The sequence below is a fragment of the Streptomyces sp. NPDC057253 genome (assembly GCF_042669125.1).
GTDB lineage: Bacteria > Actinomycetota > Actinomycetes > Streptomycetales > Streptomycetaceae > Streptomyces.
Genome location: NZ_JBHUXV010000015.1, coordinates 61,902 through 85,930, shown reverse-complemented (window position 1 = coordinate 85,930; position 24,029 = coordinate 61,902). Strand labels below are relative to the sequence as shown.

22 protein-coding genes and 1 pseudogene are annotated in these 24,029 nt (G+C 72.4%); 16 read left to right on the top strand and 7 right to left on the bottom strand.

Annotation, left to right across the window (positions count from 1 at the left end; translation table 11 throughout):
• The first annotated feature begins 560 nt into the window (after window positions 1-560).
• The 4 genes from ACFULQ_RS11205 to ACFULQ_RS11190 all read left to right on the top strand — a co-directional run bounded on the left by ACFULQ_RS11205 (window position 561) and on the right by ACFULQ_RS11190 (window position 5,789).
• Window positions 561-1,610: a glycine betaine/L-proline ABC transporter ATP-binding protein gene (locus ACFULQ_RS11205; RefSeq protein ID WP_383541301.1), complete on the top strand. Its 1,050-nt coding sequence runs from the start codon at window positions 561-563 to the stop codon at window positions 1,608-1,610.
• Window positions 1,603-4,209 carry an ABC transporter permease/substrate binding protein gene (locus ACFULQ_RS11200; protein ID WP_383541298.1) on the top strand — a complete coding sequence of 869 codons (2,607 nt, stop codon included), beginning with the start codon at window positions 1,603-1,605 and terminating at the stop codon, window positions 4,207-4,209. Before ACFULQ_RS11205 ends, ACFULQ_RS11200 begins: the two co-directional genes overlap by 8 nt.
• Before the next feature lie 294 nt (window positions 4,210-4,503).
• Window positions 4,504-5,073, top strand: a complete 570-nt coding sequence (locus ACFULQ_RS11195) for a helix-turn-helix domain-containing protein (RefSeq protein WP_383541296.1) — start codon at window positions 4,504-4,506, stop codon at window positions 5,071-5,073.
• Window positions 5,070-5,789 (top strand): helical backbone metal receptor, encoded by a 720-nt coding sequence (locus ACFULQ_RS11190; RefSeq protein WP_383541293.1) that lies wholly within the window; start codon window positions 5,070-5,072, stop codon window positions 5,787-5,789. Before ACFULQ_RS11195 ends, ACFULQ_RS11190 begins: the two co-directional genes overlap by 4 nt.
• On the opposite strand, the gene ACFULQ_RS11185 is transcribed toward ACFULQ_RS11190, so the two are convergent.
• Entirely contained in the window at window positions 5,701-6,825 is a 1,125-nt protein-coding gene (locus ACFULQ_RS11185; RefSeq protein WP_383541290.1) for a TDT family transporter, read from the bottom strand. The two genes, ACFULQ_RS11190 and ACFULQ_RS11185, sit on opposite strands and share 89 nt — an antisense overlap.
• Before the next feature lie 70 nt (window positions 6,826-6,895).
• On the opposite strand from ACFULQ_RS11185, the gene ACFULQ_RS11180 reads away from it, so the two are divergent.
• Window positions 6,896-7,822, top strand: coding sequence for a LysR family transcriptional regulator (locus ACFULQ_RS11180; RefSeq protein WP_383541288.1), 927 nt, complete (start codon window positions 6,896-6,898; stop codon window positions 7,820-7,822).
• A gap of 18 nt (window positions 7,823-7,840) precedes the next feature.
• On the opposite strand, the gene ACFULQ_RS11175 is transcribed toward ACFULQ_RS11180, so the two are convergent.
• Together ACFULQ_RS11175 and ACFULQ_RS11170 are read right to left on the bottom strand one after the other, a co-directional pair.
• On the bottom strand, window positions 7,841-8,533 hold the full coding sequence (locus ACFULQ_RS11175; RefSeq protein ID WP_383541285.1) for a gamma-glutamyl-gamma-aminobutyrate hydrolase family protein: 693 nt from the start codon (window positions 8,531-8,533) through the stop codon (window positions 7,841-7,843).
• A gap of 177 nt (window positions 8,534-8,710) precedes the next feature.
• Complete coding sequence (locus ACFULQ_RS11170) at window positions 8,711-9,448, bottom strand: FadR/GntR family transcriptional regulator (RefSeq protein WP_383541282.1); 738 nt, start codon at window positions 9,446-9,448, stop codon at window positions 8,711-8,713.
• A 95-nt stretch (window positions 9,449-9,543) separates the two neighbouring features.
• On the opposite strand from ACFULQ_RS11170, the gene ACFULQ_RS11165 reads away from it, so the two are divergent.
• Genes ACFULQ_RS11165 through ACFULQ_RS11150 form a run of 4 tightly spaced genes read left to right on the top strand, consistent with a single transcriptional unit; the run spans window position 9,544 to window position 13,882 of the window.
• Window positions 9,544-10,902 carry a glutamine synthetase family protein gene (locus tag ACFULQ_RS11165; RefSeq protein WP_383541279.1) on the top strand — a complete coding sequence of 453 codons (1,359 nt, stop codon included), beginning with the start codon at window positions 9,544-9,546 and terminating at the stop codon, window positions 10,900-10,902.
• An 8-nt stretch (window positions 10,903-10,910) separates the two neighbouring features.
• Window positions 10,911-12,284 (top strand): aldehyde dehydrogenase family protein, encoded by a 1,374-nt coding sequence (locus ACFULQ_RS11160; protein WP_383541276.1) that lies wholly within the window; start codon window positions 10,911-10,913, stop codon window positions 12,282-12,284.
• Entirely contained in the window at window positions 12,281-13,066 is a 786-nt protein-coding gene (locus tag ACFULQ_RS11155) for a 3-oxoacyl-ACP reductase (RefSeq protein WP_383541274.1), read from the top strand. The genes ACFULQ_RS11160 and ACFULQ_RS11155 overlap by 4 nt, the downstream gene beginning before the upstream one ends.
• A gap of 21 nt (window positions 13,067-13,087) precedes the next feature.
• Window positions 13,088-13,882, top strand: a complete 795-nt coding sequence (locus ACFULQ_RS11150) for a DUF2510 domain-containing protein (RefSeq protein WP_383541271.1) — start codon at window positions 13,088-13,090, stop codon at window positions 13,880-13,882.
• A gap of 1 nt (window position 13,883) precedes the next feature.
• On the opposite strand, the gene ACFULQ_RS11145 is transcribed toward ACFULQ_RS11150, so the two are convergent.
• Window positions 13,884-15,086, bottom strand: coding sequence for an amino acid deaminase/aldolase (locus tag ACFULQ_RS11145; RefSeq protein ID WP_383541268.1), 1,203 nt, complete (start codon window positions 15,084-15,086; stop codon window positions 13,884-13,886).
• Between the two features lie 736 nt (window positions 15,087-15,822).
• Window positions 15,823-16,203, bottom strand: a complete 381-nt coding sequence (locus ACFULQ_RS11140) for a hypothetical protein (RefSeq protein ID WP_383541266.1) — start codon at window positions 16,201-16,203, stop codon at window positions 15,823-15,825.
• A gap of 625 nt (window positions 16,204-16,828) precedes the next feature.
• Here ACFULQ_RS11140 and ACFULQ_RS11135 point away from each other — a divergent pair.
• On the top strand, window positions 16,829-17,632 hold the full coding sequence (locus ACFULQ_RS11135; RefSeq protein ID WP_383541264.1) for a hypothetical protein: 804 nt from the start codon (window positions 16,829-16,831) through the stop codon (window positions 17,630-17,632).
• On the top strand, window positions 17,629-18,804 hold the full coding sequence (gene mycP / locus ACFULQ_RS11130; protein ID WP_383541261.1) for a type VII secretion-associated serine protease mycosin: 1,176 nt from the start codon (window positions 17,629-17,631) through the stop codon (window positions 18,802-18,804). The genes ACFULQ_RS11135 and mycP overlap by 4 nt, the downstream gene beginning before the upstream one ends.
• Before the next feature lie 168 nt (window positions 18,805-18,972).
• On the opposite strand, the gene ACFULQ_RS11125 is transcribed toward mycP, so the two are convergent.
• Window positions 18,973-19,992 (bottom strand): serine hydrolase, encoded by a 1,020-nt coding sequence (locus tag ACFULQ_RS11125; protein ID WP_383541259.1) that lies wholly within the window; start codon window positions 19,990-19,992, stop codon window positions 18,973-18,975.
• A 150-nt stretch (window positions 19,993-20,142) separates the two neighbouring features.
• Between ACFULQ_RS11125 and ACFULQ_RS11120 the strand changes: the two genes are divergently transcribed.
• Window positions 20,143-20,874, top strand: a complete 732-nt coding sequence (locus ACFULQ_RS11120; protein WP_383541257.1) for an SseB family protein — start codon at window positions 20,143-20,145, stop codon at window positions 20,872-20,874.
• 26 nt (window positions 20,875-20,900) lie between these two features.
• On the opposite strand, the gene ACFULQ_RS11115 is transcribed toward ACFULQ_RS11120, so the two are convergent.
• Window positions 20,901-21,266, bottom strand: coding sequence for a DUF1844 domain-containing protein (locus tag ACFULQ_RS11115; protein WP_330268085.1), 366 nt, complete (start codon window positions 21,264-21,266; stop codon window positions 20,901-20,903).
• A gap of 347 nt (window positions 21,267-21,613) precedes the next feature.
• Between ACFULQ_RS11115 and infC the strand changes: the two are divergent.
• The 4 genes and pseudogenes from infC to ACFULQ_RS11095 all read left to right on the top strand — a co-directional run bounded on the left by infC (window position 21,614) and on the right by ACFULQ_RS11095 (window position 24,029).
• Window positions 21,614-22,304: pseudogene (gene infC, locus ACFULQ_RS11110) on the top strand (translation initiation factor IF-3).
• Between the two features lie 110 nt (window positions 22,305-22,414).
• Window positions 22,415-22,609, top strand: coding sequence for a 50S ribosomal protein L35 (rpmI, locus tag ACFULQ_RS11105; protein WP_003977225.1), 195 nt, complete (start codon window positions 22,415-22,417; stop codon window positions 22,607-22,609).
• A 101-nt stretch (window positions 22,610-22,710) separates the two neighbouring features.
• A complete protein-coding gene (rplT, locus tag ACFULQ_RS11100; protein ID WP_123759612.1) occupies window positions 22,711-23,094 on the top strand; it encodes a 50S ribosomal protein L20 in 384 nt (127 codons plus the stop codon).
• 92 nt (window positions 23,095-23,186) lie between these two features.
• A complete protein-coding gene (locus ACFULQ_RS11095; protein ID WP_383541253.1) occupies window positions 23,187-24,029 on the top strand; it encodes a TrmH family RNA methyltransferase in 843 nt (280 codons plus the stop codon).

The window sequence follows — 24,029 nt, the reverse complement described above, 5'->3', positions numbered from 1 at the left end:
GCCCCGGCGGCCGCTCCCGGCAGCCTCCGGCCGTTCCCGGCAACCCGCGGCCCTCTAGGGTGCTCGGAGCGGCCCCTCCGGACACCGGCCCCTCCGGTCACCGGCCGCTCCCGGCAGCTTTCGGCCGTCCTGGCCGTTCCCGGCAACCCGCGGCCCTCCGGGGTGCTCGGAGCAGCCCCTCCAGCCACCGGCCGCTCCCGGCAGTCTCCGGCCGTCCTGGCCGCTCCCGGCAACCCGCGGCCCTCCGGGGTGCTCGGAGCAGCCCCTCCAGCCACCGGCCGCTCCCGGCAGTCTCCGGCCGTCCCGGCCGCTCCCGGCAACCGCCACCCCCCGCCCCTCCCGCCAACGTCCCACCCGAGCCCCTCCCGGCAGCCCCGGCCGCCTACCCCCCACCCCCACCCCGTGAGCATCCTGTGAACCACAACACCCCCGTGTTTGGCCGAAAGGCATACGGGCAGGCGCCGCCTCGGAGCGAGGCAGGTTGCATCTTCAACTGTTCGCGGCCCTTCGTCTCCCCCTGTCGCCGGGGATCCCTGTTGTCGAGGAGACGAGAGACACGCGTGTCATCAAGGCTTGAGGCAGAGCAGCTGTACAAGGTGTTCGGAAGACGCCCCGAGGCGGCCGTCGAGCGGCTCCGTGAGGGCGCCGACCGGGAGGGACTGAGGGCCGAGGGCACCACCGCCGCGGTCATCGACGCCTCCTTCACCGTGGACCCGGGCCAGATCTTCGTCGTCATGGGCCTGTCCGGCTCCGGCAAGTCCACGCTGCTGCGCATGCTCAACGGCCTCCTGGAGCCGACCGCCGGCCACGTCCGCTTCGACGGCCAGGACCTCACCGCGCTCACCGACCGCGAACTCCGTGCCGTACGCGCCCAGAAGATCAGCATGGTCTTCCAGCACTTCGCGCTCTTCCCGCACCGCAGCGTCCTGGAGAACGCAGCCTACGGCCTCGCCGTCCAGGGCGTAGCCAAGGCCGAGCGCCTCGAACGGGCCACCGAGGCCCTGGAGTTGTGCGGCCTCAAGGGCTGGGAGAAGTCCTGGCCCGACGAGCTGTCCGGCGGCATGCAGCAGCGCGTCGGCCTCGCCCGCGCCCTCGCCACCGACGCCGACCTGCTCCTGATGGACGAGTCCTTCAGCGCGCTCGACCCGCTGATCCGCCGGGACATGCAGGACCAGCTGCTCCAGCTCCAGAAGTCCCTGAAGAAGACCATCGTCTTCATCACCCACGACCTCAACGAGGCCATGCGCCTCGGTGACCGCATCGCCGTCATGCGCGACGGCCGGATCGTCCAGATCGGCACCGCGGAGGACATCCTGGTGCGGCCCGCCGACGACTACGTGGCCTCCTTCACCAAGGACGTCGACCGGTCCCGCGTCCTGACCGCGGCCGCGGTCATGGACACCGACCTCCACGGCGTCGACGCCGACTGCGACTGTGCGGAGGACTGCGCGACCGCGACGCCCGACACCCCGTTCACCGAACTGTGCGCGATGAGCGCCCGTTCCAGCCACCCGGTGATCGTGCTCGACGAGAAACGCAAGCTCGTCGGGATCGTGCCGCAGCAGCGCCTCGTGGGCTTCATCGGCGACGAGGAGGCCGCCCATGCCTAGGATCCCGCTCGGCGACTGGGTCAACGACACCGTCGACTGGCTGCTCGACCACGTGGCCTGGCTCTTCGACTTCTTCAAGACCGTCTTCACCGGCACCTACGACGGTATCGACGCCGTCCTCCAGGCGCCCGAGCCGCTGCTCCTCGCGGCCATCTTCGCCGTGATCGCCTTCTGGCTGCGCGGCACCCTCGCCGGCCTGCTCACCTTCGCGGGATTCGCCTTCATCGACTCCCTCGAACTGTGGGAGGACGCGATGACGACCCTCTCGCTGGTCCTCGTCGCCACGATCATCGCGCTGGTCATAGCCGTGCCCGTGGGCATCTGGGCGGCCCGCTCCGACCGGGTCAGCGGCCTCGTCCGCCCAGTGCTGGACTTCATGCAGACGCTGCCCGCGATGATCTACCTCATCCCGGCGATCCTGTTCTTCGGCACCGGCGCCTCCGCGGGCATCGTCGCGACCCTGATCTTCGCGCTGGCCCCCGGCGTCCGCATGACCGAGCTCGGCATCCGCCAGGTCGACAAGGAGCTCGTGGAGGCCGCCGAGGCGTTCGGCACCACCCCGCGTGACACCCTCCTGCGCGTCCAGCTGCCCCTGGCCCTGCCCACCGTGATGGCCGGCGTCAACCAGGTCATCATGCTGGGCCTGTCCATGGCCGCGATCGCCGGCATGGTCGGCACCGGCGGCCTCGGCGGCGACGTCAACGAGGCCATCGGCCAGCTCGACGTGGGCCTCGGCTCCGAGGCCGGCGTCGCCATCGTGATCCTCGCGATCTACCTCGACCGCATGACGAGTGCGCTCGGCACCCAGGTCTCCCCGCTGGGCCGCCGTGCCGCCGCCAAGGCCCGCGCGGCCCAGGGCCTCAGGATCTGGTCCTACCGTCCCCGTCCCCAGATCGCCGTGATCGGTGTCGTCGTCCTCGCCCTCGTGGCGGGCGGCATGGGGATCTTCGGCGGCACCTCCGGCGAGGCCACGGCCGTCTCCGGCGGCAAGGACGTCGGCCAGGGCAAGAAGATCAGCATCGGCTACGTCCCCTGGGACGACGGGGTCGCCTCCACCTTCCTCTGGAAGGAGATCCTGGAGGAGCGCGGCTACCAGGTCGACGCCAGGCAGTTCGACGCCGGACCGCTCTACACCTCCGTCGCCTCCGGCAACGTGGACTTCATGACGGGCGCCTGGCTGCCCACGACCCACGAGCAGTACTGGAAGAAGTACGGCGGCAGGCTCGACGACCTCGGCGCCTGGTACGACAAGACGTCCCTGGAGCTGAGCGTCCCCTCGTACATGACGGACGTCGAGACCCTGGCCGACCTCAAGGGCAAGGCCGCGCGGTTCGGCGGGAAGATCACCGGCATCGAGTCCAGTGCCGGCGAGATGGCCCTGCTCAAGAGCAAGGTGCTCAAGGCCTACGGCCTCGACAAGGAGTACGAGGTCGTCGACAGCTCCACGCCCGCCATGCTGGCCGAGCTGAAGCGGGCGTACGCCCAGAAGGCCCCGATCGTCGTCACGCTCTGGTCGCCGCACTGGGCGTACAACGACTACGACCTGAAGAAGCTCAAGGACCCCAAGGGCGCCTGGGGCTCGGGCGACGGCATCCACACCGTGGCCCGCAAGGGCTTCGCCGGCGACAACCCGGCCGTCGGTCAGTGGCTGAAGAACTTCAAGCTGGACGAGAAGCAGCTCACCGGCCTGGAGGCCGAGATCAACAAGGCCGGCAAGGGCAGGCAGCAGGACGCCGTGCGCACCTGGCTGAAGCGGAACCCGGGCCTGGTCGACAAGCTCGCCCCCGTCCAGAAGACGGCGGCGGAGACCAAGCGCCCGGTGAACGTCGCCTGGTTCCCCTGGGACGAGGACATCGCCGTCACCTATCTGTGGAAGAACGTCCTCGAGAAGCGCGGCTACAAGCTCAACCTCAAGCAGATGGACGTCGGCCCGGTCTACACCGGCCTCGCCGCCGGCGACCTGGACCTCAACTTCGACGCCTGGCTGCCGTACGCGCAGAAGAACTACTGGGACCAGAGCAAGGACAGACTCAAGGACCTCGGCACCTGGTACCAGCCGACGTCCCTGGAGGTCGCCGTGCCCTCGTACGTCAAGGGCGTGAAGTCCTACGAGGACCTCAAGGGCAAGGCGGACCTCTTCGACGGGAGGATCATCGGCATCGAGCCGGGCACCGGCGAGATGAACCTCCTCAAGACCAAGGTCCTGCCCGGCTACGGCCTCGACAAGGAGTACGACGTCGTCGACGGCTCCACGCCCGCGATGCTGGCCGAGCTCAAGCGCGCCTACGCCAGGAAGCAGCCCGTCGCCGTCGTCCTGTGGTCGCCGCACTGGGCGTACAGCCAGTACGACCTGACCAAGCTCAAGGACGGCAAGAAGCTCTTCGGCGAGGGCAACACGATCCGGACCATCTCCCACGAGGACTTCCCCTCGCGCTACCCGCAGCTCACCAGGTGGATCAAGGGCTTCCATATGAGCGAGGAGGAGCTCGGCAGTCTGGAGGCCGAGATCAACAAGCACGGCCAGGGCCACGAGGAGCAGGCGGTCGCCGCCTGGCTCCAGGAGCACCCGGACATGGTCGGGCGGATGACACCGTCATAACCGCTCTCTGCGCACGGTAAGGATCCGGCCAACCACATAGAGCTACGCCCTCGCCCGAACTCTGGTGCCGACTAGGAGACTTGGCGGGCCGACGGCGGGCGCGTGACCGATACCCGGCCCCCTGGGAGTGTTCCAGGGGGCCGTTCGGCTGGCGCGAAGTGTGAGGTACGGTCACACGCCGTATGACATCGATGTGACGGCCGCATGAAACGGTTTGCCGAACATGCGTAGGGTGCAGACAACTCATCAGGGGACGTGTCCGAGGACCGACGAGCGGAGGAGGGAGCCGGAGCCATGGGCGACCACAAAGAACAGCCCCTTCGGGTCGGCGCGGCCGTGCGCCGCAGGCGCCGCGCGCTGGAACTCACCCTCGCCGTCGTGGCCGAGCGCAGCGGCCTCTCGGTCCCCTTCCTGAGCCAGATCGAGAACGAACGCGCCCGTCCCAGCCGCAGCTCCCTGGAGAAGGTCGCCGACGCCCTGCGCACCACGGCCGTCGAACTCCTCGCCGCCGCCGACCCGGCGTGCAGCGTCGACGTCGTGCACGCCGAGGGGCCCGAGCCGGACTGCGAGCCCCGGATGCGTTCCCTGGTGCGCGGCCATCACCAGATGCACGCCCAGGAGTTCACCGGCGACCATGACGCCGGCCGCGAATTCCAGTACCGCAACGACCAGTTGATGTACGTCGCCGACGGCGCGGTGGACGTCGAGGCCGAGGGCCGCGCCTACCGTCTGGGCCGCGGCGACACCCTGTATCTCACCGGCGGGGTGCGGCACCGCTGGCGGGCGACCGTGGCCGACACCCGCGTGGTCGTCGTCGCCGTCGCCGAGCACATCGAGGCCGTCCAGGACCGGCCCCGCCAGTGAGAGTCGTCTCCCTGGTCCCCTCGCTCACCGAGGCGATCGCCCGCTCCGCCCCCGGCACCCTGGTCGGCGCCACCGACTGGTGCACCCATCCGGCCGACCTCGACGTCACCCGGATCGGCGGCACCAAGAACCCCAAGGTCGACCGGATCGTCTCCCTCGCCCCCGATCTCGTGATCGCCAACGAGGAGGAGAACCGTGTGCCGGACCTCTCGGCGCTGCGCGAGGCGGGCCTTGAGGTCCTGGTCACGGAGGTCCGGGACGTCCCGCAGGCCTTCCGGGAACTGGCTCGTGTCGTGGCGGCGTGCGGAGTGTCCGTACGGCCGCGCTGGCTGGACGAGGCCGAGGAGGCATGGTCGGCCCAGGCGCCCCCCGCGCGTCGGGTGACGGCGGTGGTGCCGATCTGGCGCCGGCCGTGGATGGTGCTGGGCCGGGACACCTTCGCGGGCGACGTCCTGTCCCGGCTGGGCGTGGACCACCTGTACGCCGGCCACGAGGACCGCTATCCGAAGGTCCCGCTGGAGGAGCTGCGGGCCGCGGCCCCGGACGTGGTCGTCCTGCCCGACGAGCCGTACCGCTTCACCCCCGAGGACGGCCCGGAGGCCTTCCCCGGGCTGCCCTGCGCCCTCGTCAGCGGACGGCACCTGACGTGGTACGGACCGTCGCTGGCCGAAGCACCACGGGCGCTGGGCGAGGCCCTGCGAGCAGCGCTCCGCTGAGCAGGCCCCGCGCGGTGTGCAGGGCGGCCGTGCCCCAGGCGGCCACGAGGACGCCGTACAGCCCGATCGCCAGGCCGTCGTAGACGGCGAGTCCGGTGTGCCGGGCGAGCGCCTCGGCGCCCGTGACGCAGGTGCCCACCGGGAAGGTGAACGCCCACCAGGTCATCGAGAACCGCATCCCGTGCCTTCGCGCCCGCACGACGTGCGCGGTGGCGAGCCCGAGCCACAGCAGGGCGAACCCCATGACCGGGACGCCGTACAGGACCGCGAGGACGCCGAAGCCCTGGCTGTAGGGCGCCGGTACGACACCGGGGGCCACGTCCGCGAACTTGCCCACGGCGGTGGTGGACTGGCCGAGCGGACCGAGGACCAGGAAGAGCGTCGGGGTGAGCGCGAGGGGGAGCGGGCCGCCGGTGACGATCCGGGCGAAGACGAGCGGCAGCATGAGCAGGGTCGCGAGAAGACTGAGCCCGAACATCGCGAAGCAGGCGAGGAGCAGGGTCTCGCGCGGCTGCCCGGCCGGCAGGTGCGGCACCAGGAGCGGCCCGAGCGCGGCGGACACCATGGGCGCGACGAGCGGCAGCAACCACACGGGAGTGGCCTCTCGCGGGTCCGCCTTCTGCCGTACGGCCATGAGGTACGGCACGACGAGAGCGGCCGCGAGCCCCACGGCCGTACCGGCGGTGAACAGCACGGCGTCCAGCGCGACCGCGGCTGTCGTCCCGATCCAGTACCGGCCGACGGTGAGGGCACCGCCGCCGACCGCGAGCAGGGCCATCGCGAGGCAGCCGTAGAAGGGGGCCGTGGCGGGGTCGAGGAGGTGGGCGCGGGCCTGGTCGGCGTGGTGGCGCCAGTGCAGGGCGCGGGCGCCGAGGAGGGCGAGCAGCAGGGCCAGGGACAGCAGCCAGACGGCGGCGCAGATCGTGCGCAGGCCGGGGAGGTGCACGGGGAGCGCGGAGCCGGCGGTGGCGACGATCGCGGTGCCCATGACGCAGGCGTACCAGTTCGGCCCGAGGTGACGGACGGCGGTGACCATGTCTCCACGGTCCCGCCGGGGAAGGGGCGCCACCAGGGAGTATGGCTCTATGAGGGCATAAGCTGTCTTTATGAGCGGTGACGAGGGGCTGAGGCTGGAGGTGGGCGGGATGCTGGCGCACCGGGTGCCTGATCTCGGCGCGCTGGAGCTGCTGTTGGCCGTGGCGCGGCTGGGGAGTCTCGGCGGGGCGGCGCGGGAGCTGGGCATCACGCAGCCGGCGGCGAGCAGCCGGATCCGCTCCATGGAACGGCAGTTGGGGGTGGCCCTGGTCGACCGGTCGCCCCGGGGCTCCCGGCTCACGGACGCCGGGGCGCTGGTGACGGACTGGGCGCGGCGGATCGTGGAGGCGGCGGAGGCCTTCGACGCGGGGGCGCAGGCGCTGCGGGTGCGGCGGGACTCCCGGCTGCGGGTGGCGGCGAGCATGACGATCGCGGAGTACCTGCTGCCGGGCTGGCTCCTCGCGCTGCGCGCCGGGCGTCCGGACACGGCGGTGTCGCTGCACGCCGGGAACTCGGCGACGGTGGCGGAGCGGTTGCTGTCGGACGAGGCGGACCTCGGCTTCGTGGAGGGCCTGACGGTGCCTTCCGGCCTGGACTCGGTGGTGATAGCCCACGACCACCTGATCGTGGTGACGGCCCCGGCACATGCGTGGGCCCGCCGCCGGCGCCCGCTGGAGGCCGGTGAGCTGGCCGCGACCCCGCTGATCCTCCGCGAGAAGGGCTCCGGCACCCGCCAGGTCCTGGACGCGGCCCTGGGCGGCCTGGCCCGCCCGCTCATCGAACTCTCGTCCACCACCGCGGTGAAGGCGGCGGCGGTGAGCGGGGCGGGGCCTGCGGTGCTCAGCGAACTCGCCGTGGGCGAGGAACTCGCGATGCGGCGGCTGGTCGCGGTCCCCGTGGCGGGCGTCTCGCTGGCCCGGGACCTGCGGGCCGTCTGGCCCACGGGTCACCGCCCGGTGGGCCCGGCGAGGGACCTGCTGTCGCTGACGCGGGCCTAGGCTGCCGCCGACGCACGCCTAGGACCGGGCGGCGGCCTCCACCAGGGCCCGCATCACCCGCAGGTCCTCGCCCATCTCCGGATGCCACTGCACCCCCAACACCCAGGACGGGCCGGGGAGTTCGACGGCCTCCACCGTGCCGTCCGCCGCGTGGGCCGACACCAGCAGGTCCTGTCCCAGGCGGTCCACCGCCTGGTGGTGGAACGTGGGTACGGCGGTCTCCTCCGGGGCGATGCCGCCGTACAGCGTGTCCGGTACGGGCTTGACGGTGTGCCGGCCGAAGACGCCCGGCACCTCGGCATGGCCGTCGATGTGCTGGGTGAGGGTGCCGCCGAGGGCGACGTTCAGGAGCTGCATGCCCCGGCAGATGCCCAGCAGCGGGACCTGGGCCGCCAACGCCGCCTTGATCAGGGCCAGTTCCCAGGCGTCCCGGGCGCGGGCGGGGGGTCCCGTGCGGGGGTCCGGGGTGGCGCCGTAGTGGAGCGGCTCCACGTCCGGGCCGCCCGCGATGACCAGACCGTCCAGGCGGGCCACCGTCGCCGCCGCGTGCTCGGGGGCGTCCGGCGGGAGCATCGCGGCCAGGCCGCCCGCACGCTGGACGAGCCGCGGATACCCGGCCGGCAGCAGCGCCGCCTCCAGTTCCCACAGACCCCAGCGCGTCCCGGCCTCCAGATAGGTGCTGACGCCGATCAGCGGTCGTACGGTCGTCACTCGGTCCTCCCAGCCTTGCAATGGCCCACAGGCATACCTTTGTGCCTTGGGGTGGCCGGAAGCAAGGTCACGCCGGGAATCCCCGCAGGGTGCTCAGGCGAGGCCGCGCCAGGAATCCCCCCCCCGGGGTGCCGCGGCGAGGGCATGCCGGGCAGCCCCGCAGGTGCCGCCGCAAGGTCACGCCAAAAAGCCCCGCAGCAGGGCCGCCGTGCCCGAGCAGTGCTCCCGCATCATCTCCCGTGCCCCGTCGGCGTCGCCGTCCAGGACCGCCTCCACCAGTGCCGCGTGCTGGCGCTGGGAGTGCTCCAGGTTGCGGACCAGGAGCGGGATGCAGTCCAGGAGGTCGTTCACCGAGGCGCGTACCGCCGCGTACTGGGCGGTGAGCGTCGGTGAGCCGCACAGCTCCGCCAGGGTCAGGTGCAGCAGCGTGTCCAGGCGGCGGTAGTCGGTCAGCGGGGCCTCCTGCGTGGCCGCCAGCGCCTCCCGCAGCCGGCGCGCCTGCTCGTCGGTGAGTCCGTGCGTCGCGCAGAGCCCCGCCGCACCCACCTCCAGCACCTCCCGGAAGCGCAGCACGTCCTCGATGTCCGACTCGGCTATCCGGCGCCGCAGTTCCTCCTCGCCGCCCGCGTCCGGTGTGCGGGGCAGCACGAAGGTGCCGCCGTACCGCCCGCGCCGCGACTCCACCAGGCCCTGGTCCTGGAGCACCTTCAGGACCTCGCGCAGCGTCACCCGGCTGATCCCGAGCCGCTCCGCGAGTTCCCGCTCGGCCGGCAGCCGCTCGCCCCCCGGCACCAGCCCGAGCCGCACGACCTGGAGGATCTGCTCCAGCGCCTCCTCGAAGCCGTTGCCCGCCCTGACCGGACGCAGCACCGGGTTCAACCGGTCGTCCGGCCCGCCGTCAGCGTCCACCGACATATGGCCGTGCCCCCTTCCCAAGCAATGGTTCTCAGCAATACCTTAGGGCTCCCGGCCCGGTCGAAGAAACGCGCAAGCGCCGAAGGAGCTCTCCCGTGGCAGACCGCACACCCCCGCTGAGCGTCGAGGAGCTGCACGCCCTCGTCGCGAGCGGCGAGATCGACACCGTCGTCCTGGCCTTCCCGGACATGCAGGGCCGGCTCCAGGGCAAGCGGTTCGCCGCCCGCTTCTTCCTCGACGAGGTACTCCACCACGGCACAGAGGGCTGCAACTACCTGCTGGCCGTCGACACCGAGATGAACACCGTGGACGGCTACGCGATGTCCTCCTGGGACCGCGGCTACGGCGACTTCGCCATGCACCCCGACCTGCGCACCCTGCGCCGCGTCCCGTGGAACGCCGGTACGGCCATGCTGATCGCCGACCTCGCCTGGGAGGACGGCTCGCCGGTCGTCGCCGCGCCCCGGCAGATCCTGCGCCGCCAGCTGGAGCGGCTCGCCGAGCACGGCTTCACCGCCCAGGTCGGCACCGAGCTGGAGTTCATCGTCTTCAAGGACACCTACGAGCAGGCCTGGGACGCCAACTACCGGGGCCTCACCCCGGCGAACCAGTACAACATCGACTACTCGGTGCTCGGCACCGGCCGCATCGAGCCACTGCTGCGCCGGATCCGCAACGAGATGGCCGCCGCCGGGCTCACCGTGGAGTCCGCCAAGGGCGAGTGCAACCCCGGCCAGCACGAGATCGCCTTCCGCTACGACGAGGCCCTGACCACCTGCGACCAGCACGCGATCTACAAGACCGGCGCCAAGGAGATCGCCGCCCAGGAGGGCGTCTCGCTGACCTTCATGGCCAAGTACAACGAGCGCGAGGGCAACTCCTGCCACATCCACCTCTCGCTCGCCGACGCGGCCGGCAACAACGCGATGGCGGGCCCGGACGGCATGTCCGACGTGATGCGGTACTTCCTCGCCGGACAGCTCGCGGCCCTGCGGGACTTCTCGCTGCTCTACGCCCCCAACATCAACTCCTACAAGCGGTTCCAGCCGGGCTCCTTCGCCCCCACGGCCGTCGCCTGGGGCCACGACAACCGCACCTGCGCGCTGCGGGTCGTCGGCCACGGCCGCTCGATGCGCTTCGAGAACCGGCTGCCCGGCGGGGACGTCAACCCGCACCTCGCGGTCGCCGGGCTCGTCGCGGCCGGCCTGTACGGCATCGAGCAGAAGCTGGAGCTGCCCGAGGTCTGCACCGGCAACGCCTACACCGGCGAGTACGCCCACGTCCCGACCACCCTGCGCGAGGCCGCCGAGCTGTGGGAGAACAGCCCGATCGCCCAGGCCGCCTTCGGCGACGAGGTCGTCGCGCACTACCGCAACATGGCCCGCGTCGAGCTGGAGGCCTTCGACGCGGCCGTGACCGACTGGGAGCTGCGCCGCTCCTTCGAACGCCTGTGAGGTCCTTCTTGTCTTCCGAGCACCTTCTGGACGTGCTGAACCCCGCGACCGAGGAGGTCGTCGCCGCCGTCGCCGGGGCGGGTCCGGCCGACGTCGACACCGCCGTCACCCGGGCCGCCAGGGCGCAGCGGACCTGGGCCGCCCTGGCCCCCGCGGACCGCGCCCGGCTGCTGCGCCGCTTCGCGGCCACGGTCGACGACCACCTGGAGGAGCTGGCCCGCCTGGAGGTCCGGGAGGCCGGCCACCTCATCGGCAACGCCCGCTGGGAGGCCGGCAACGTCCGTGACCTGCTGGACTACGCGGCCGGGGGAGTGGAGCGGCTCACCGGCCGGCAGATCCCGGTGCCCGGCGGCCTGAACGTCACCATCCTCGAACCGCTCGGCGTCGTCGGCGTGATCGCGCCCTGGAACTTCCCCCTGCCGATCGCCGCCTGGGGCACCGCCCCCGCCCTCGCGGCCGGCAACGCCGTCATCCTCAAGCCCGCCGAGACCACCCCGCTCACCGCGCTGCGCCTGGCCGAACTCGCCCTGGAGGCAGGGCTCCCGGAGCACCTCTTCCAGGTCCTGCCCGGACGCGGCGACATCACCGGCGACGCCCTGGTCCGGCACCCCGGAGTCGCCAAGATCGTCTTCACCGGCTCCACCCGCACCGGGACGCGCGTCGCGGCTCTCGGTGCCGAGCAGGTCAAGCCCGTCACCCTCGAACTCGGCGGCAAGAGCCCCAACATCGTCTTCGCCGACGCCGACCTCAAGACCGCCGTCGACCCCTTCTCCTTCCTCGACAACTCCGGCCAGGACTGCTGCGCCCGCACCCGGATCCTGGTCCAGGAGTCCGTCCACGACGAGGTCCGCGAGCTTCTCGCCGAGGCGCTGTCCGCCGTGGTGGTGGGCGACCCGGCCGACGAGAAGACCCAGATGGGCCCGCTGATCTCCCGGCAGCAGCTCGACCGGGTCCGCGGCTTCGTACCGGACGGCGCCCCGGCCCTGCGCGGCAGCGCACCCGAGGGCCCGGGCTTCTGGTTCCCGCCCACCGTCCTCACCGGGGAGAGCCCCGACTCGGCCGCCGCCTGCGAGGAGATCTTCGGCCCCGTCGCCGTCCTGCTGCCCTTCACCGACGAGCAGGACGCGATCCGCCTCGCCAACGGCACCCCCTACGGCCTCTCCGGCTCCATCTGGACCCGCGACGTCGGCCGGGCCCTGCGCGTCTCCCAGGCCGTCCGGGCCGGCAACCTGTCCGTCAACTCCCATTCCAGCGTCCGCTACTGGACCCCCTTCGGCGGCTACAAGCAGTCCGGACTCGGCCGCGAGCTCGGCCCGGACGCCCTGACCGCCTTCACCGAAACCAAGAACGTCTTCATCAGCACGGAGGGCCCCGCACAGTGACTGCCCAGGAAAACATCTGCCGTCGCCTGGTCGGCCGTACGGCCGTCATCACCGGAGCCGGCAGCGGCATCGGCCTCGCCACCGCCCGCAGGCTCGCCTCCGAGGGCGCGCACGTGGTCTGCGCCGACGTGGACGAGACCCGCGGCAAGGCCGCCGCCGAGGAGGTCGGCGGGCTCTTCGTCAAGGTCGACGTCACCGACCAGGAGCAGGTCGAGGCGCTGTTCAGGACGGCCTACGACACCTACGGCAGTGTCGACGTGGCCTTCAACAACGCGGGCATCTCCCCGCCCGACGACGACTCGATCCTGGAGACCGGCCTGGAGGCCTGGAAGCGGGTCCAGGAGGTCAACCTGACCTCCGTCTACCTGTGCTGCAAGGCCGCGATCCCCTACATGCGGCAGCAGGGCAAGGGCTCCATCATCAACACGGCGTCCTTCGTGGCGCGGATGGGCGCGGCCACCTCCCAGATCTCCTACACCGCCTCCAAGGGCGGGGTGCTGGCCATGTCCCGGGAACTGGGCGTGCAGTTCGCGCGGGAGGGCATCCGGGTCAACGCCCTGTGCCCCGGCCCGGTCAACACCCCGCTCCTCCAGGAGCTGTTCGCCAAGGACCCGGAGCGGGCCGCCCGCCGCCTGGTGCACATTCCGGTCGGCCGGTTCGCCGAGGCCGAGGAGATCGCCGCCGCCGTCGCCTTCCTGGCCAGCGACGACTCCTCCTTCGTCAACGCCAGCGACTTCCTCGTCGACGGCGGCATCTCGGGGGCGTACGTCACGCCGCTCTAGGTCTCGTCCTACAGTGCCCCCATGAGCAGGACGCTCCCGCCCGGCTGGTACCCGGACCCCGACGCTCCGCAGGAGGAGCGCTGGTGGGACGGGACGGCCTGGACGGACCACCGGCGCGCTCCCGAGGCCCCCGGCCCGCCCCGACCGGCCGGCCGGGCCTCGGGACGCGCCAAGGGCATCGCGCTCACGATCTCCGGGGGCGTCCTCGTCGCCGCGATCGTCAGCGGAGGGTTCGCCCTCGCCCGGGGCGACGGGGACGACGTGGTGGCGGACACGGCACCGGAGATCTCGGCCCCGCCCCGGACGCCGCCCACCTCGACCGCTCCGGCCGGCTCGACCGCTCCGGCTCCGTCCCGCATGGTCGACGAACTCGACGGCATCAGCCTGCCGTTGCCCGACGGCTGGGCACCGGCGAGATACGTCACCCGGGACAACCTGGTGATGACCACCGAGGGCGGCAGGGTCTTCACACGCACCCTGCCCGAGCACCCCGGGGGGTCCCCGGCCGCTCTCGCCGAGAAGGACATTCCGCAGGCCGCGGGCAGTTCCTACACCGGCATCCGCAGCCACCTGGTCGTCAGGTCCGAGCGCGTCGCCGTCGCCGGACGCGCCGGGTACCTGGTGCGCTGGCGGGTGCGGACCGCCGAGGGCCCGGGAGGCTACGTCCAGTCGCTGGCCTTCGGGCCCCGGGGCGACGACGACCCGCCGGGCGCCGCCGTCGTCGTCGTCCGCTTCGCCTTCGACGCGGGCCCGGACGGCCCGCCGCTCGCCGACATGGACCGGATCACCCGCGGGATCCGGTCCCTGGACCGCTGACCTACAGGAACGTGTGGCCTTCCCCGCGGTACGTCGGGACGGTCGCCGTCACCGCGTCCCCCTCGATCAGCCGCAGCAACTCGAACCGCTCGCACAGCTCACCGGCCTTGGCGTGCCGGAACCACACCTTGTCGCCGATCAGCAGGTCGTCGGCGGGGGAGCCGAGCAGCGGGGTCTGCACCTCGCCGGGGCCCTCCTGGGGGTCGTACTTCAGGCCCTCCGGCAGATAGGGCACCGGCAGCCGGTCGGGTCCGGCCGCGCCCGAGGCCGGGTATCCACCGCCGAGGACGGTCACCACGCCCACGCCCGGCCGGCGCACCACGGGCTGGGCGAACAGGGCCGCCGGACGGCCGCTGAAGGACGTGTAGTTGTCGAAGAGCCGCGGCACGTACAGCCCCGACCCGGCCCCGATCTCCGTGACGGCGTCCTCCGCCGCGGTGTGCTGCACACTGCCGGTGCCACCGCCGTTGACGAACTCCAGATCCGGTACGACGGCCCGCACCGCGCGCACCACGGCGGCCCGCCGCTCGGAGAGCTCCTTGCGGGCGGTGGCCTGCATCAGCCGTACCGCCCGGGAACGCAACGGCCGCCCGGCGACCGCGTCCCCGACACCGGCGATGTGCCCCTCGTAGGCCATGATCCCGACGACCTTGAACCCGGGGCGCCGGGCCACCGCGCGGGCCATGTCGGCGACCTGGGCGGGGGAGTGCAGCGGTGAACGCCGGGCGCCGACCCGGACCTTGCCGCCGAGGAGCTTCAGCGAGGTGTCCAACTCCAGGCAGACCCGGATGACTTCGGTGCCGCCGGCCCTGGCCTCGTCGATGAAGGCGAGCTGCGACGGGTCGTCGACCATCACCGTCACGGCGGCGGCGAGCTTGGGATCCGCGGCGAGTTCGGCGTAACCGGCGCGGTCGGCCGAGGGGTAGGCGAGCAGGACGTCGTCGAAGCCGCTCCGGGCCAGCCACAGGGACTCGGCGAGGGTGAAGGACATGATTCCCGCGAACCCGTCCTTCGCCAGGACCCGTTCGAGCAGGGCCCGGCACCGCACGGACTTGCTGGCGACGCGGATCGGTTTGCCCGCCGCCCGGCGGACGAGATCGTCCGCGTTGGCGTCGAAGGCGTCCAGGTCCACGATTGCGAGGGGGGCCTCGAGATGGGCGGTGGCCCGGTCGTAACGGGCCCGGTCGGCGGCGCGCGCAGTCATGAACGAAGCCTGCCAGACAGGATTACCGCAGGGTAGGGGGACGTTCCGGGCAGATGCCCCCGGCCTGCCGGACTGGTTCCCGATCGGCCCGCGACAACCCGTAGAGTGACGCGCACGCACGCAGGGCTGTTCGCCCTCCCGGCGCCGCCGCGCCGGGATGCCGGACCTCCCGTGCGGGTATGCCTGCCCGGACGGCCGTCTTCCGCACCGATGACACCGCCGTGGGGCGCGCGCACGACCGAACGGCCCGGACATGAGGAAACGGGGGGTGCATGAGTACGGACGCACGCCGCGCCTCGATTCCTCCACGGCCGGCTCAGCCGCCGACGGTGGGAGCGGGCGAGTCCGGGTCCGGCCCGTCGCAGTCGTCCCGGTCGTCCGAGGAGGCGGGGCGGGAATCCGTGGCTCCAGGTGCCCGTGTGACGGATGACACGGAATGGCAGGCCTTCGGTGAGCGGGGTCGACGGGGCGGCGCGGGTACGTCTGGCCGACCGGTGTTCGGCGGGTTCGACTGGCAGGGGTCCGGTGAGAGCGGCGGCTCCGGGTCCGGCGGTTCGGATCGGCGGGAGGCCGGCCCGGCGGGCGACTCGCCGAACGGGGAGCGGGCCTCGGTGCCGAACCCCGCGGGGCGACCCCCGATACGCACGCCGAACGACGCGGACGCGGGCGCGACGACGACCGGTAACGGCGCCGGCACCGGCACCGACGCCCGGCCCGTGTCCGGCTCCCAGAGCCCCTACCGCCCCGGCTCGGCGAAGCCGGGAGCACTGTTCTCCGACAGCCCCCTTCCACCACCCCCGGCCTCGGCCCGCTTCCCGGACGCGCCCCCGGCGCCCGGCACCGGCGGCGGACAGCCGGCCGCCGATCGCTCGACGCCCGGCACCGAGCCCCGCTCCACGCGCTCGGGGGCGGCGGCCGATCCCGGCCCGATGCCGCCCGAGTCCGGCGCCGGTTCGTCGGCGTCCGGTGTCGTGCCGCCCCGGCCGAGTTCTCGACCCTCCGTACCGCCACGCCGTCCTGGTGCCCCCGCCGAGACCGCCTCCGAGACGACGTTTCGGATGCGGCCGGTACCGCCCGGCCGGGAGCCCGGTGAGGGCCGTACGGGCTCGCCGTCCACGGCCCCCGGATCCCGGACCACCTCAGACGGCCCCGCGATACCGCCCATGCCCGGGACCCGCCCCGACTCCGCACAGCCGACGCCCGACGCCCGCCGCCCAGGCTCCGCGCCGGGCCGCCCATCTGCCGCCGACCCGGGTGGAACCGTCCCCGGCCGTCCCACGGCCGATGCGAACCGTGCCGGCTCCGCGCCTGGCCGTCCCGCGGGCGACCCCGGCCGTGCCGGTTCCGCTCCCGCCGGCCCCGCGGGCGATGCGAACCGCACAGGCTTCGCGCCCGGTCGTCCCGCGGGCGACCCCGGCCGTGCCGGTTCCGACTCGAGCCGTTCCGCCGGGTCGGCCGAGCCCGCGGCCCCGCAGAGCGGTGTGCGTTCCGGTGGGGCCGGGCGTCCCGGCTTTCCACCTCGCCTCGGGCGGGACGTGTCGGCCACGGGTGGCATGCGCGTGCCGCCGCCCCCGGCCGCCCCACCGCGCCCCGCCCCCATGCCCTCCACGCCTCCGGCCCCCGCCGAACCCCCCGCCACCCCGGCGGCCTCACGTACCGCGTCCCTCTCGCCCGACCCCGCTCTCTCCTGGAGCGCCTCCCTCCCCCCGCAGGCCGGAACTTCCGGCAGCGGGCGGCCTGTTGTGTCGTTCGGGGAGCCCGAGGTGGGGTACAAGGAGCGGTCCTGGGGGGTGCGGATTCCGCCCAGGTTCGCCGCCGTGGCCGGGTGCGTCGTGCTCGGTCTCGGGCTCATCGGCGGTGCCGTGACCGGGAGTTGGCTGACCGGAGGATCCGGCGAGGACGGCGGGAGCGACCGCTTCGCGCAGGCCGGCCGGCTCTGGCACAGCGTGCCCGTGGACCAGCTGTTCCCGCCGACCGTGGACGGCCAGGGCGCCGGCCCCGGCGGAGCCGACCGTACGTGGACGCGGATCGCCGTCGCCCCGGACAGCGGCTGCACCGGCGCCTTCGACCCCCTGCTGCGCAAGGCCCTCGCCCCCGTCGGCTGCGAACGCCTGCTGCGCGCCACCTACACGGACGCCACCCAGAGCTACGTCACCACCGTCGGCCTCCTGTTCACCGACGCCGACGCCCCCGCCATGCGCCAGCTCGACGCCCGCTTCACCCAACAGGGCCTGGACACCCGCACCGACCTGATGCCCCTGCCGTACGCCGCGAAGAACACCCTCGCCGCCGGCTTCGGCGCCCAGCAGCGGGCCTCCTGGACGATCTCCGTCCTCACCGACGCCCCGGTCGTCGCCTACGCCGTCTCCGGCTGGGCGGACGGCCGTACCGTCGACACCCCGGAGCCCGCCGAGAAGGCCATGGAGCCGGGCGACACCAGCCCCGCCGCCCAGGCCGGACTCGGCAACGAGGCCCAGGGACTGGCCGACCGCGTAGAACGCGGTCTGCGCAAGACCGTCTCCTCGCCCTCGGAGCAGCCCTCATGAGCGTCGCCACCCGCAGAGCAGGCCTCCTGAGCGTTCTCCTCGCCGCCTCCGTCGCCCTCGTCCCGCCCACCGCCGCGCACGCCGACGGCATCCGCGCCAAGCAGTGGGCCCTGGACGCCATGCACACCCAGCAGGCCTGGCAGACCACCAAGGGCGCCGGCGTCACCGTCGCCGTCCTCGACACCGGCGTCGAGAACGACCACCCCGACCTCGTCGGCAACGTCCTCACCGGCAAGGACATGATCGGCTTCGGAGCCGTCCGCGGACAGCGGTCCTGGGCCCGGCACGGCACCGCCATGGCCGGCATCATCGCCGGCCACGGACACGGCGTCGGGGGCGGCGACGGCGTCATGGGCATCGCCCCCGAGGCCAAGATCCTCCCGGTCCGCGTGATCCTGGAGGACGACGACCCGGCCCGTGCCAAGGCCCGCAACACCCGCGGCAACGCCCTCGCCGAGGGCATCCGCTGGGCCGCCGACCACGGCGCCGACGTCATCAACCTCTCCCTCGGCGACGACTCCGCCTCCGCGCACCCCGAGGCCGGCGAGGACGACGCCGTCCAGTACGCCCTCAGGAAGGGCGCCGTGGTCGTCGCCTCGGCCGGCAACGGCGGCGAGAAGGGCGACCACATCTCCTACCCGGCGGCCTACCCGGGCGTCATCGCCGCCACGGCCGTCGACCGGTTCGGCACCCGCGCCTCCTTCTCCACCCGCCGCTGGTACGCCACGGTCGCCGCACCCGGCGACGACGTTGTTATCGCCGATCCCGACCACAAGTACTACGAGGGCTGGGGGACCAGCGCCGCCTCCGCGTTCGTCTCGGGCGCGGTCGCCCTGGTCAAGGCCGCGCACCCGGACCTGACGCCGGCCCAGATCAAGCGCCTCCTGGAGGACACGGCCCGCAACGCCCCCGCCGGCGGCCGCGACGACTCCCGCGGCTTCGGCTTCGTCGACCCCGCGGCCGCGCTCAAGGCGGCGGCCCGTCTGCGGCCCGGCGGCCTCGAGCCGGCCGCCTACGGCGAGAAGTACTTCGGCTCGGGCCCCGACACCGCCACGTCACAGGACGACACGACCAGTTGGGCGGCCCCGCTGGCGGGCGGCTTCGGCGTCGCCCTGCTGGTCACCGCGGTGGTCCTGTGGCGCGGCCGCCGCCGCTCCCACGAGAGCTTCTGAACCAGGGCCGGTCAACACGCCCCCCAAGGGCGAGGGGCAGCTGCATCAGCCGATCCGCCGCGCGGGCGCGGGCGCGACCAGCCCAACGGACCAGCGGGCACAGATCAGTGCGAGACGGCCGCAGTCGAGGCGGGGGCGCGACCAGTCCAGCGGTCCGGCCGACGTAGATCAGTGCGAGACGGCCGCAGTCGAGGTGGATCCGCTCGAGACCGCCGCAGTCGATGCCCCCGCATCCGTGCCCGTGCCCGTGAACACCGACACGGCCGCACTCGCCGCCGCCTCCACCAGCGAAATCCCCTTCGCCTGCGTCGCGTTGCCCTTCGACAGCACGGCCACCAGGTACGCGTGCCCGTCCACCGTCACCCGCCCGACGCTGTTGATGTCCCACAGCCCGGTCGTGCTGCGCGGCAGCCACCCGTTCTTCAGCGCCCACCCGGAGCCGTCGGCCGCGGCGGAGACCCCCCACCGCTGATCCGCCTCGATCCGCCCCATCAACCCCTGGAGATACGACCGCGAGGCCGCGCTCAGCTCCGAGTCCGAGTCGTCCCCGAACACCTGCTGGAGCAGCGCGAGTTGATCGGCCGCCGTGGTCTGCGTGAGCCCCCACAGCGCCCCGTCGCCGCCCTCCGTGCCGGTGAGCCCGAACTTCTCGTTGGCCGCGTCGAGCCCCGTCGCCCTCCCGATCGCGTCCCACAGCGCCGACGCCGAGGCGTTGTCGCTGTTCTCGATCATCCTGGTGGCGTACGCCTTCTCCTGCGCGGTGAGCGAGGTCCCCGCCTTTTGGTGCTGGAGCAGCAGCGTGGCCAGGATGTCGACCTTCACGATGCTCGCCGTGTCGAAGGCGCCCTCGCCGTGCACCGCGCTGTCGCCCGACTCCATGTCGAGCACGGCCACCGACACCTTCGCCGCGCCGGTCACGCTCACCGACCTCATGGCGCTCGCGAGCCGCTCGTCGAAGTCCACCACCGGCTCCGCCACGGCCGCCTCCTGAGTCGTGGTCGCCGACGACGGGGAGACCGACGGCGTCGCGGCCGACGATACGGGCCCGCCCCCGGAGTGCGCCTGCGCCTTCACATAGACCGTCCCCCCGGCCGTCACGCCGACGACGGCGACGGAGGCGAGCGCGAGGGACAGCAAAGGCCTGCGGGACCCGCGGACACGGCGACTGACGGCTCTGGAGGGATCCATGGCGCCGATGCTCCGACCACCGGCTGTGCGGGCCGTTAGGCGGACGTTAGAGCTGTGTCAGCGAATTCTGAGAAACCGGTGAAAGTCGTCACGGGCGGGTTTCCGGGGCCGCACAACCGCAAGCGCAAGCCCCCGATAGGGTCGGTGACCGTGGCGAACAAGAACATTCCCGACCCCGGCTTCTCCGACGACGACGGCTCCGCCGACCCCCGGCTGAGCGCGGCGCTCGCGGCCTGGGCCGAGGACCGCGCCGCCCTCAGCCCCGTCCTCGCGGCGCTCAAGGACGCCAGGCTGCTCGTCCCCGTGGTGGCCGTGCTCGGCGAGGTCGAGGAGGACGAGAACGGCCTGCGCCGCGAGAAGACCAGCGACATGGCCGTGCCGACGCTCAAGGCCGGATCCCGGACCGCGCTGCCCGCCTTCACGTCCACCGACTCGCTGGCCCGCTGGGACCCCGAGGCCCGCCCCGTCGCCGTACCCCTGCACCAGGCGCTCCAGGCCGCCGCGCACGAGAAGGCGGACACCGTCGTACTCGATCTGGCCGGTCCGGTGCCCTTCGAGCTGACCGGTTCCGCGCTGCTCGCGCTGGCCGAGGGCCGGGCGAACGCCGATCCGCTGGCCGATCCGGCCGTGATCGGCGCCGTACGGGACGCCGTGGCCGCCGAGCCCGGCATCCTGCGTGCCCACCTCGGGCCCGGACAGGCCGACGGCACCCTGGCCCTCGTACTGGACGCCGGGACCCCGCCGGCTGAGACCGCGCGGGCCGTCGCCGAGCGCCTCGCCGCCGACGAGACACTGCGGGCCCGCCTGGTGCGCGGCCTCGACCTGGCACTGCTGCCGGCCGACGCCACACCTCCGGGCGAGCCCTTGTACGTACGGGAGTGAACTAGCCGTGTACGTACGGGAGTGAACTAGCCGTAGATCGGCCCGGTGTACTTCTCGCCGGGGCCCTGGCCCGGCTCGTCCGGGACCAGGGACGCCTCGCGGAAGGCCAGCTGGAGGGACTTCAGGCCGTCCCGCAGCGGGGCCGCGTGGAAGGAGCTGATCTCCGTCGTGGACGCGTCCAGGAGACCGGCCAGGGCCGTCACCAGCTTGCGGGCCTCGTCCAGGTCCTTGTACTTGTCGCCCTCCTCGGTCAGACCGAGCTTCACGGCGGCGGCGCTCATCAGGTTGACGGCGACCGTCACGATCACCTCGACGGCGGGGACCTCCGCGATGTCGCGGGTCATCTCGTCGAAGTCGGGGGAGTCAGGGGACGCGGGAGGGGTGTCACTCATGTCCCACACGATAGGGCCCGGTGCAGGCCGGTTCGCACCACCCCCTGGATGCTGCTAACCTTGTGTGACGACCGGCCGGACACACCTGTGTGTAAGTGTGACCGGCCCACAAGTGGAGGCTCCGATCTCCCACCCGACCGCCCTCCGGGGAGGCGGGTCACCCCGGTCAGGCGGCCACCATCGTTCCGTACGGACGATGGAGTCGCCCGAAAGCGCGCCCCGCGGCATCGCGGCGGTGCTCCGGCAGTGTTTTGGAGCCCCGTCTGTGATCGTCCGGGGCATTTTTTGTGCTTCGGCGCGGTTAGGTCTGTCGAACAGAGACAAACGCGGCTGTCCGCCAGACCGCCGTGTGGTGCTAACCGAGGAGGATCCATCAGCGCCGAGCCCCGCATCAACGACCGGATTCGCGTTCCCGAGGTGCGACTTGTCGGTCCCAGTGGCGAGCAGGTGGGCATCGTCCCCCTGGCCAAGGCACTGGAGCTTGCGCAGGAGTACGACCTGGACCTGGTCGAGGTCGCGGCGAACGCCCGTCCGCCCGTGTGCAAGCTCATGGACTACGGGAAGTTCAAGTACGAGTCGGCCATGAAGGCCCGTGAGGCGCGCAAGAACCAGGCGCACACGGTCATCAAGGAGATGAAGCTCCGGCCGAAGATCGACCCGCACGACTATGACACCAAGAAGGGTCACGTCGTCCGGTTCCTCAAGCAGGGCGACAAGGTCAAGATCACGATCATGTTCCGTGGTCGCGAGCAGTCCCGGCCGGAACTCGGCTACCGACTGCTGCAGCGTCTCGCGGAGGACGTCCAGGACCTCGGTTTCGTCGAGTCGAACCCGAAGCAGGACGGCCGGAACATGATCATGGTTCTCGGTCCGCACAAGAAGAAGACCGAGGCGATGGCCGAGGCCCGCCAGGCGCAGGAAGCCCGCAAGGCAGACGCGAAGGCCAACCCCGGCAAGTCGCAGAACGCCGCGGAGTCCGACCACGACGAGGTCGCGGCCGACGTCGAGGCTCCTGCCGAGGCATCCGCCGAGGCGTGATCCGAAGGGACGCGAGTCCCCGACGACGTAACCGAAACAACACGACGTTCCACCGTGCCCGGTTTCACGACCGGGCACCGGAACGCCACCGACGAGGAGAGAACGGCGCTATGCCGAAGAACAAGTCGCACAGCGGTGCCAGCAAGCGCTTCAAGATCACCGGCTCCGGCAAGGTGCTCCGTGAGCGCGCCGGCAAGCGCCACCTGCTCGAGCACAAGTCGTCCCGTGTGACGCGTCGCCTCACCGGCAACGCCGAGATGGCCCCGGGCGACGCCGCGAAGATCAAGAAGCTTCTCGGCAAGTGACGTACCCGGCGCCCCTCGTGAGCGCCGTACGTCGAGACCGGGACCCAATCGTTTCCGGGCCGTGTGAGTCCAACCACGGCCCCGCTACAAGGAGTTAACAAGTGGCACGCGTCAAGCGGGCAGTCAACGCCCACAAGAAGCGCCGGGCGATCCTCGAGGCGGCCTCCGGCTACCGCGGTCAGCGTTCGCGCCTGTACCGCAAGGCCAAGGAGCAGGTCACCCACTCGCTGGTCTACAACTACAACGACCGCAAGAAGCGCAAGGGTGACTTCCGCCAGCTGTGGATCCAGCGCATCAACGCCGCTGCCCGCGCCAACGGCATCACCTACAACCGCTTCATCCAGGGTCTGAAGGCCGCGAACATCGAGGTCGACCGCAAGATCCTGGCCGAGCTGGCCGTCAACGACTCGACCGCGTTCGCCGCGCTGGTCGAGGTGGCGCAGAAGGCCCTCCCGGCCGACGTCAACGCCCCCAAGGCGGCCTGACGCCACGCTGGGCCTAGGCCGAGGTGACAGACGGACCCGCGGGCTATTGCCTGCGGGTCCGTTGCGTTGAACAGATGGTGAAAGTGAGTCCGATGAGTGCTGCCCCCGAGCTGATCTCCCCCCGTTCCGCCCGTGTCGCGGCCGCCCGGCGGCTCGCCAGGCGGAACTTCCGGGGCAAGGAGCGGCTGTTCCTGGCCGAGGGGCCGCAGGCCGTGCGGGAGGCCGCGGGGCACGGGCTGGTGGAACTGTTCGCCACCGTGGAGGCGGCCGAGCGGTACGCCGACATCATCGGCGACGCCCGGTCCGTCGGGGCCCGGGTGCACCTCGCCTCCGAGGACGTCATCGCCGACATCTCGACGACCGTGACCCCGCAGGGGCTCGTCGGCGTCTGCCGGTTCCTGGACACGCCCTTCGAGGAGATCCTCGCCGCCCGCCCCAAACTCGTCGCCGTGCTCGCGAACGTACGCGACCCCGGCAACGCCGGCACCGTCCTGCGCTGCGCCGACGCCGCCGGTGCCGAGGCCGTCGTGCTGACCGACGCCTCCGTCGACCTCTACAACCCCAAGGCCGTACGCGCCTCCGTGGGCTCCCTCTTCCATCTGCCGGTCGCCGTCGGCGTGCCCGTGGAAGAGGCCGTCGAGGGACTCAGGAAGGCCGGGGTGCGCGTCCTCGCCGCCGACGGGGCCGGGACCGACGACCTCGACGACGAGCTCGACCGGGGCACCATGGGCGGGCCGACCGCCTGGGTGTTCGGCAACGAGGCCTGGGGGCTCCCGGAGGAGACCCGCGCACTCGCGGACGCCGTGGTGCGCGTCCCGATCCACGGGAAGGCCGAAAGCCTGAACCTCGCCACCGCGGCCGCCGTATGTCTCTATGCGTCAGCCCGTGCACAGCGCGCCGTGGGAGGGTGCCGCTCCGTCATCGAGAACCAGTAG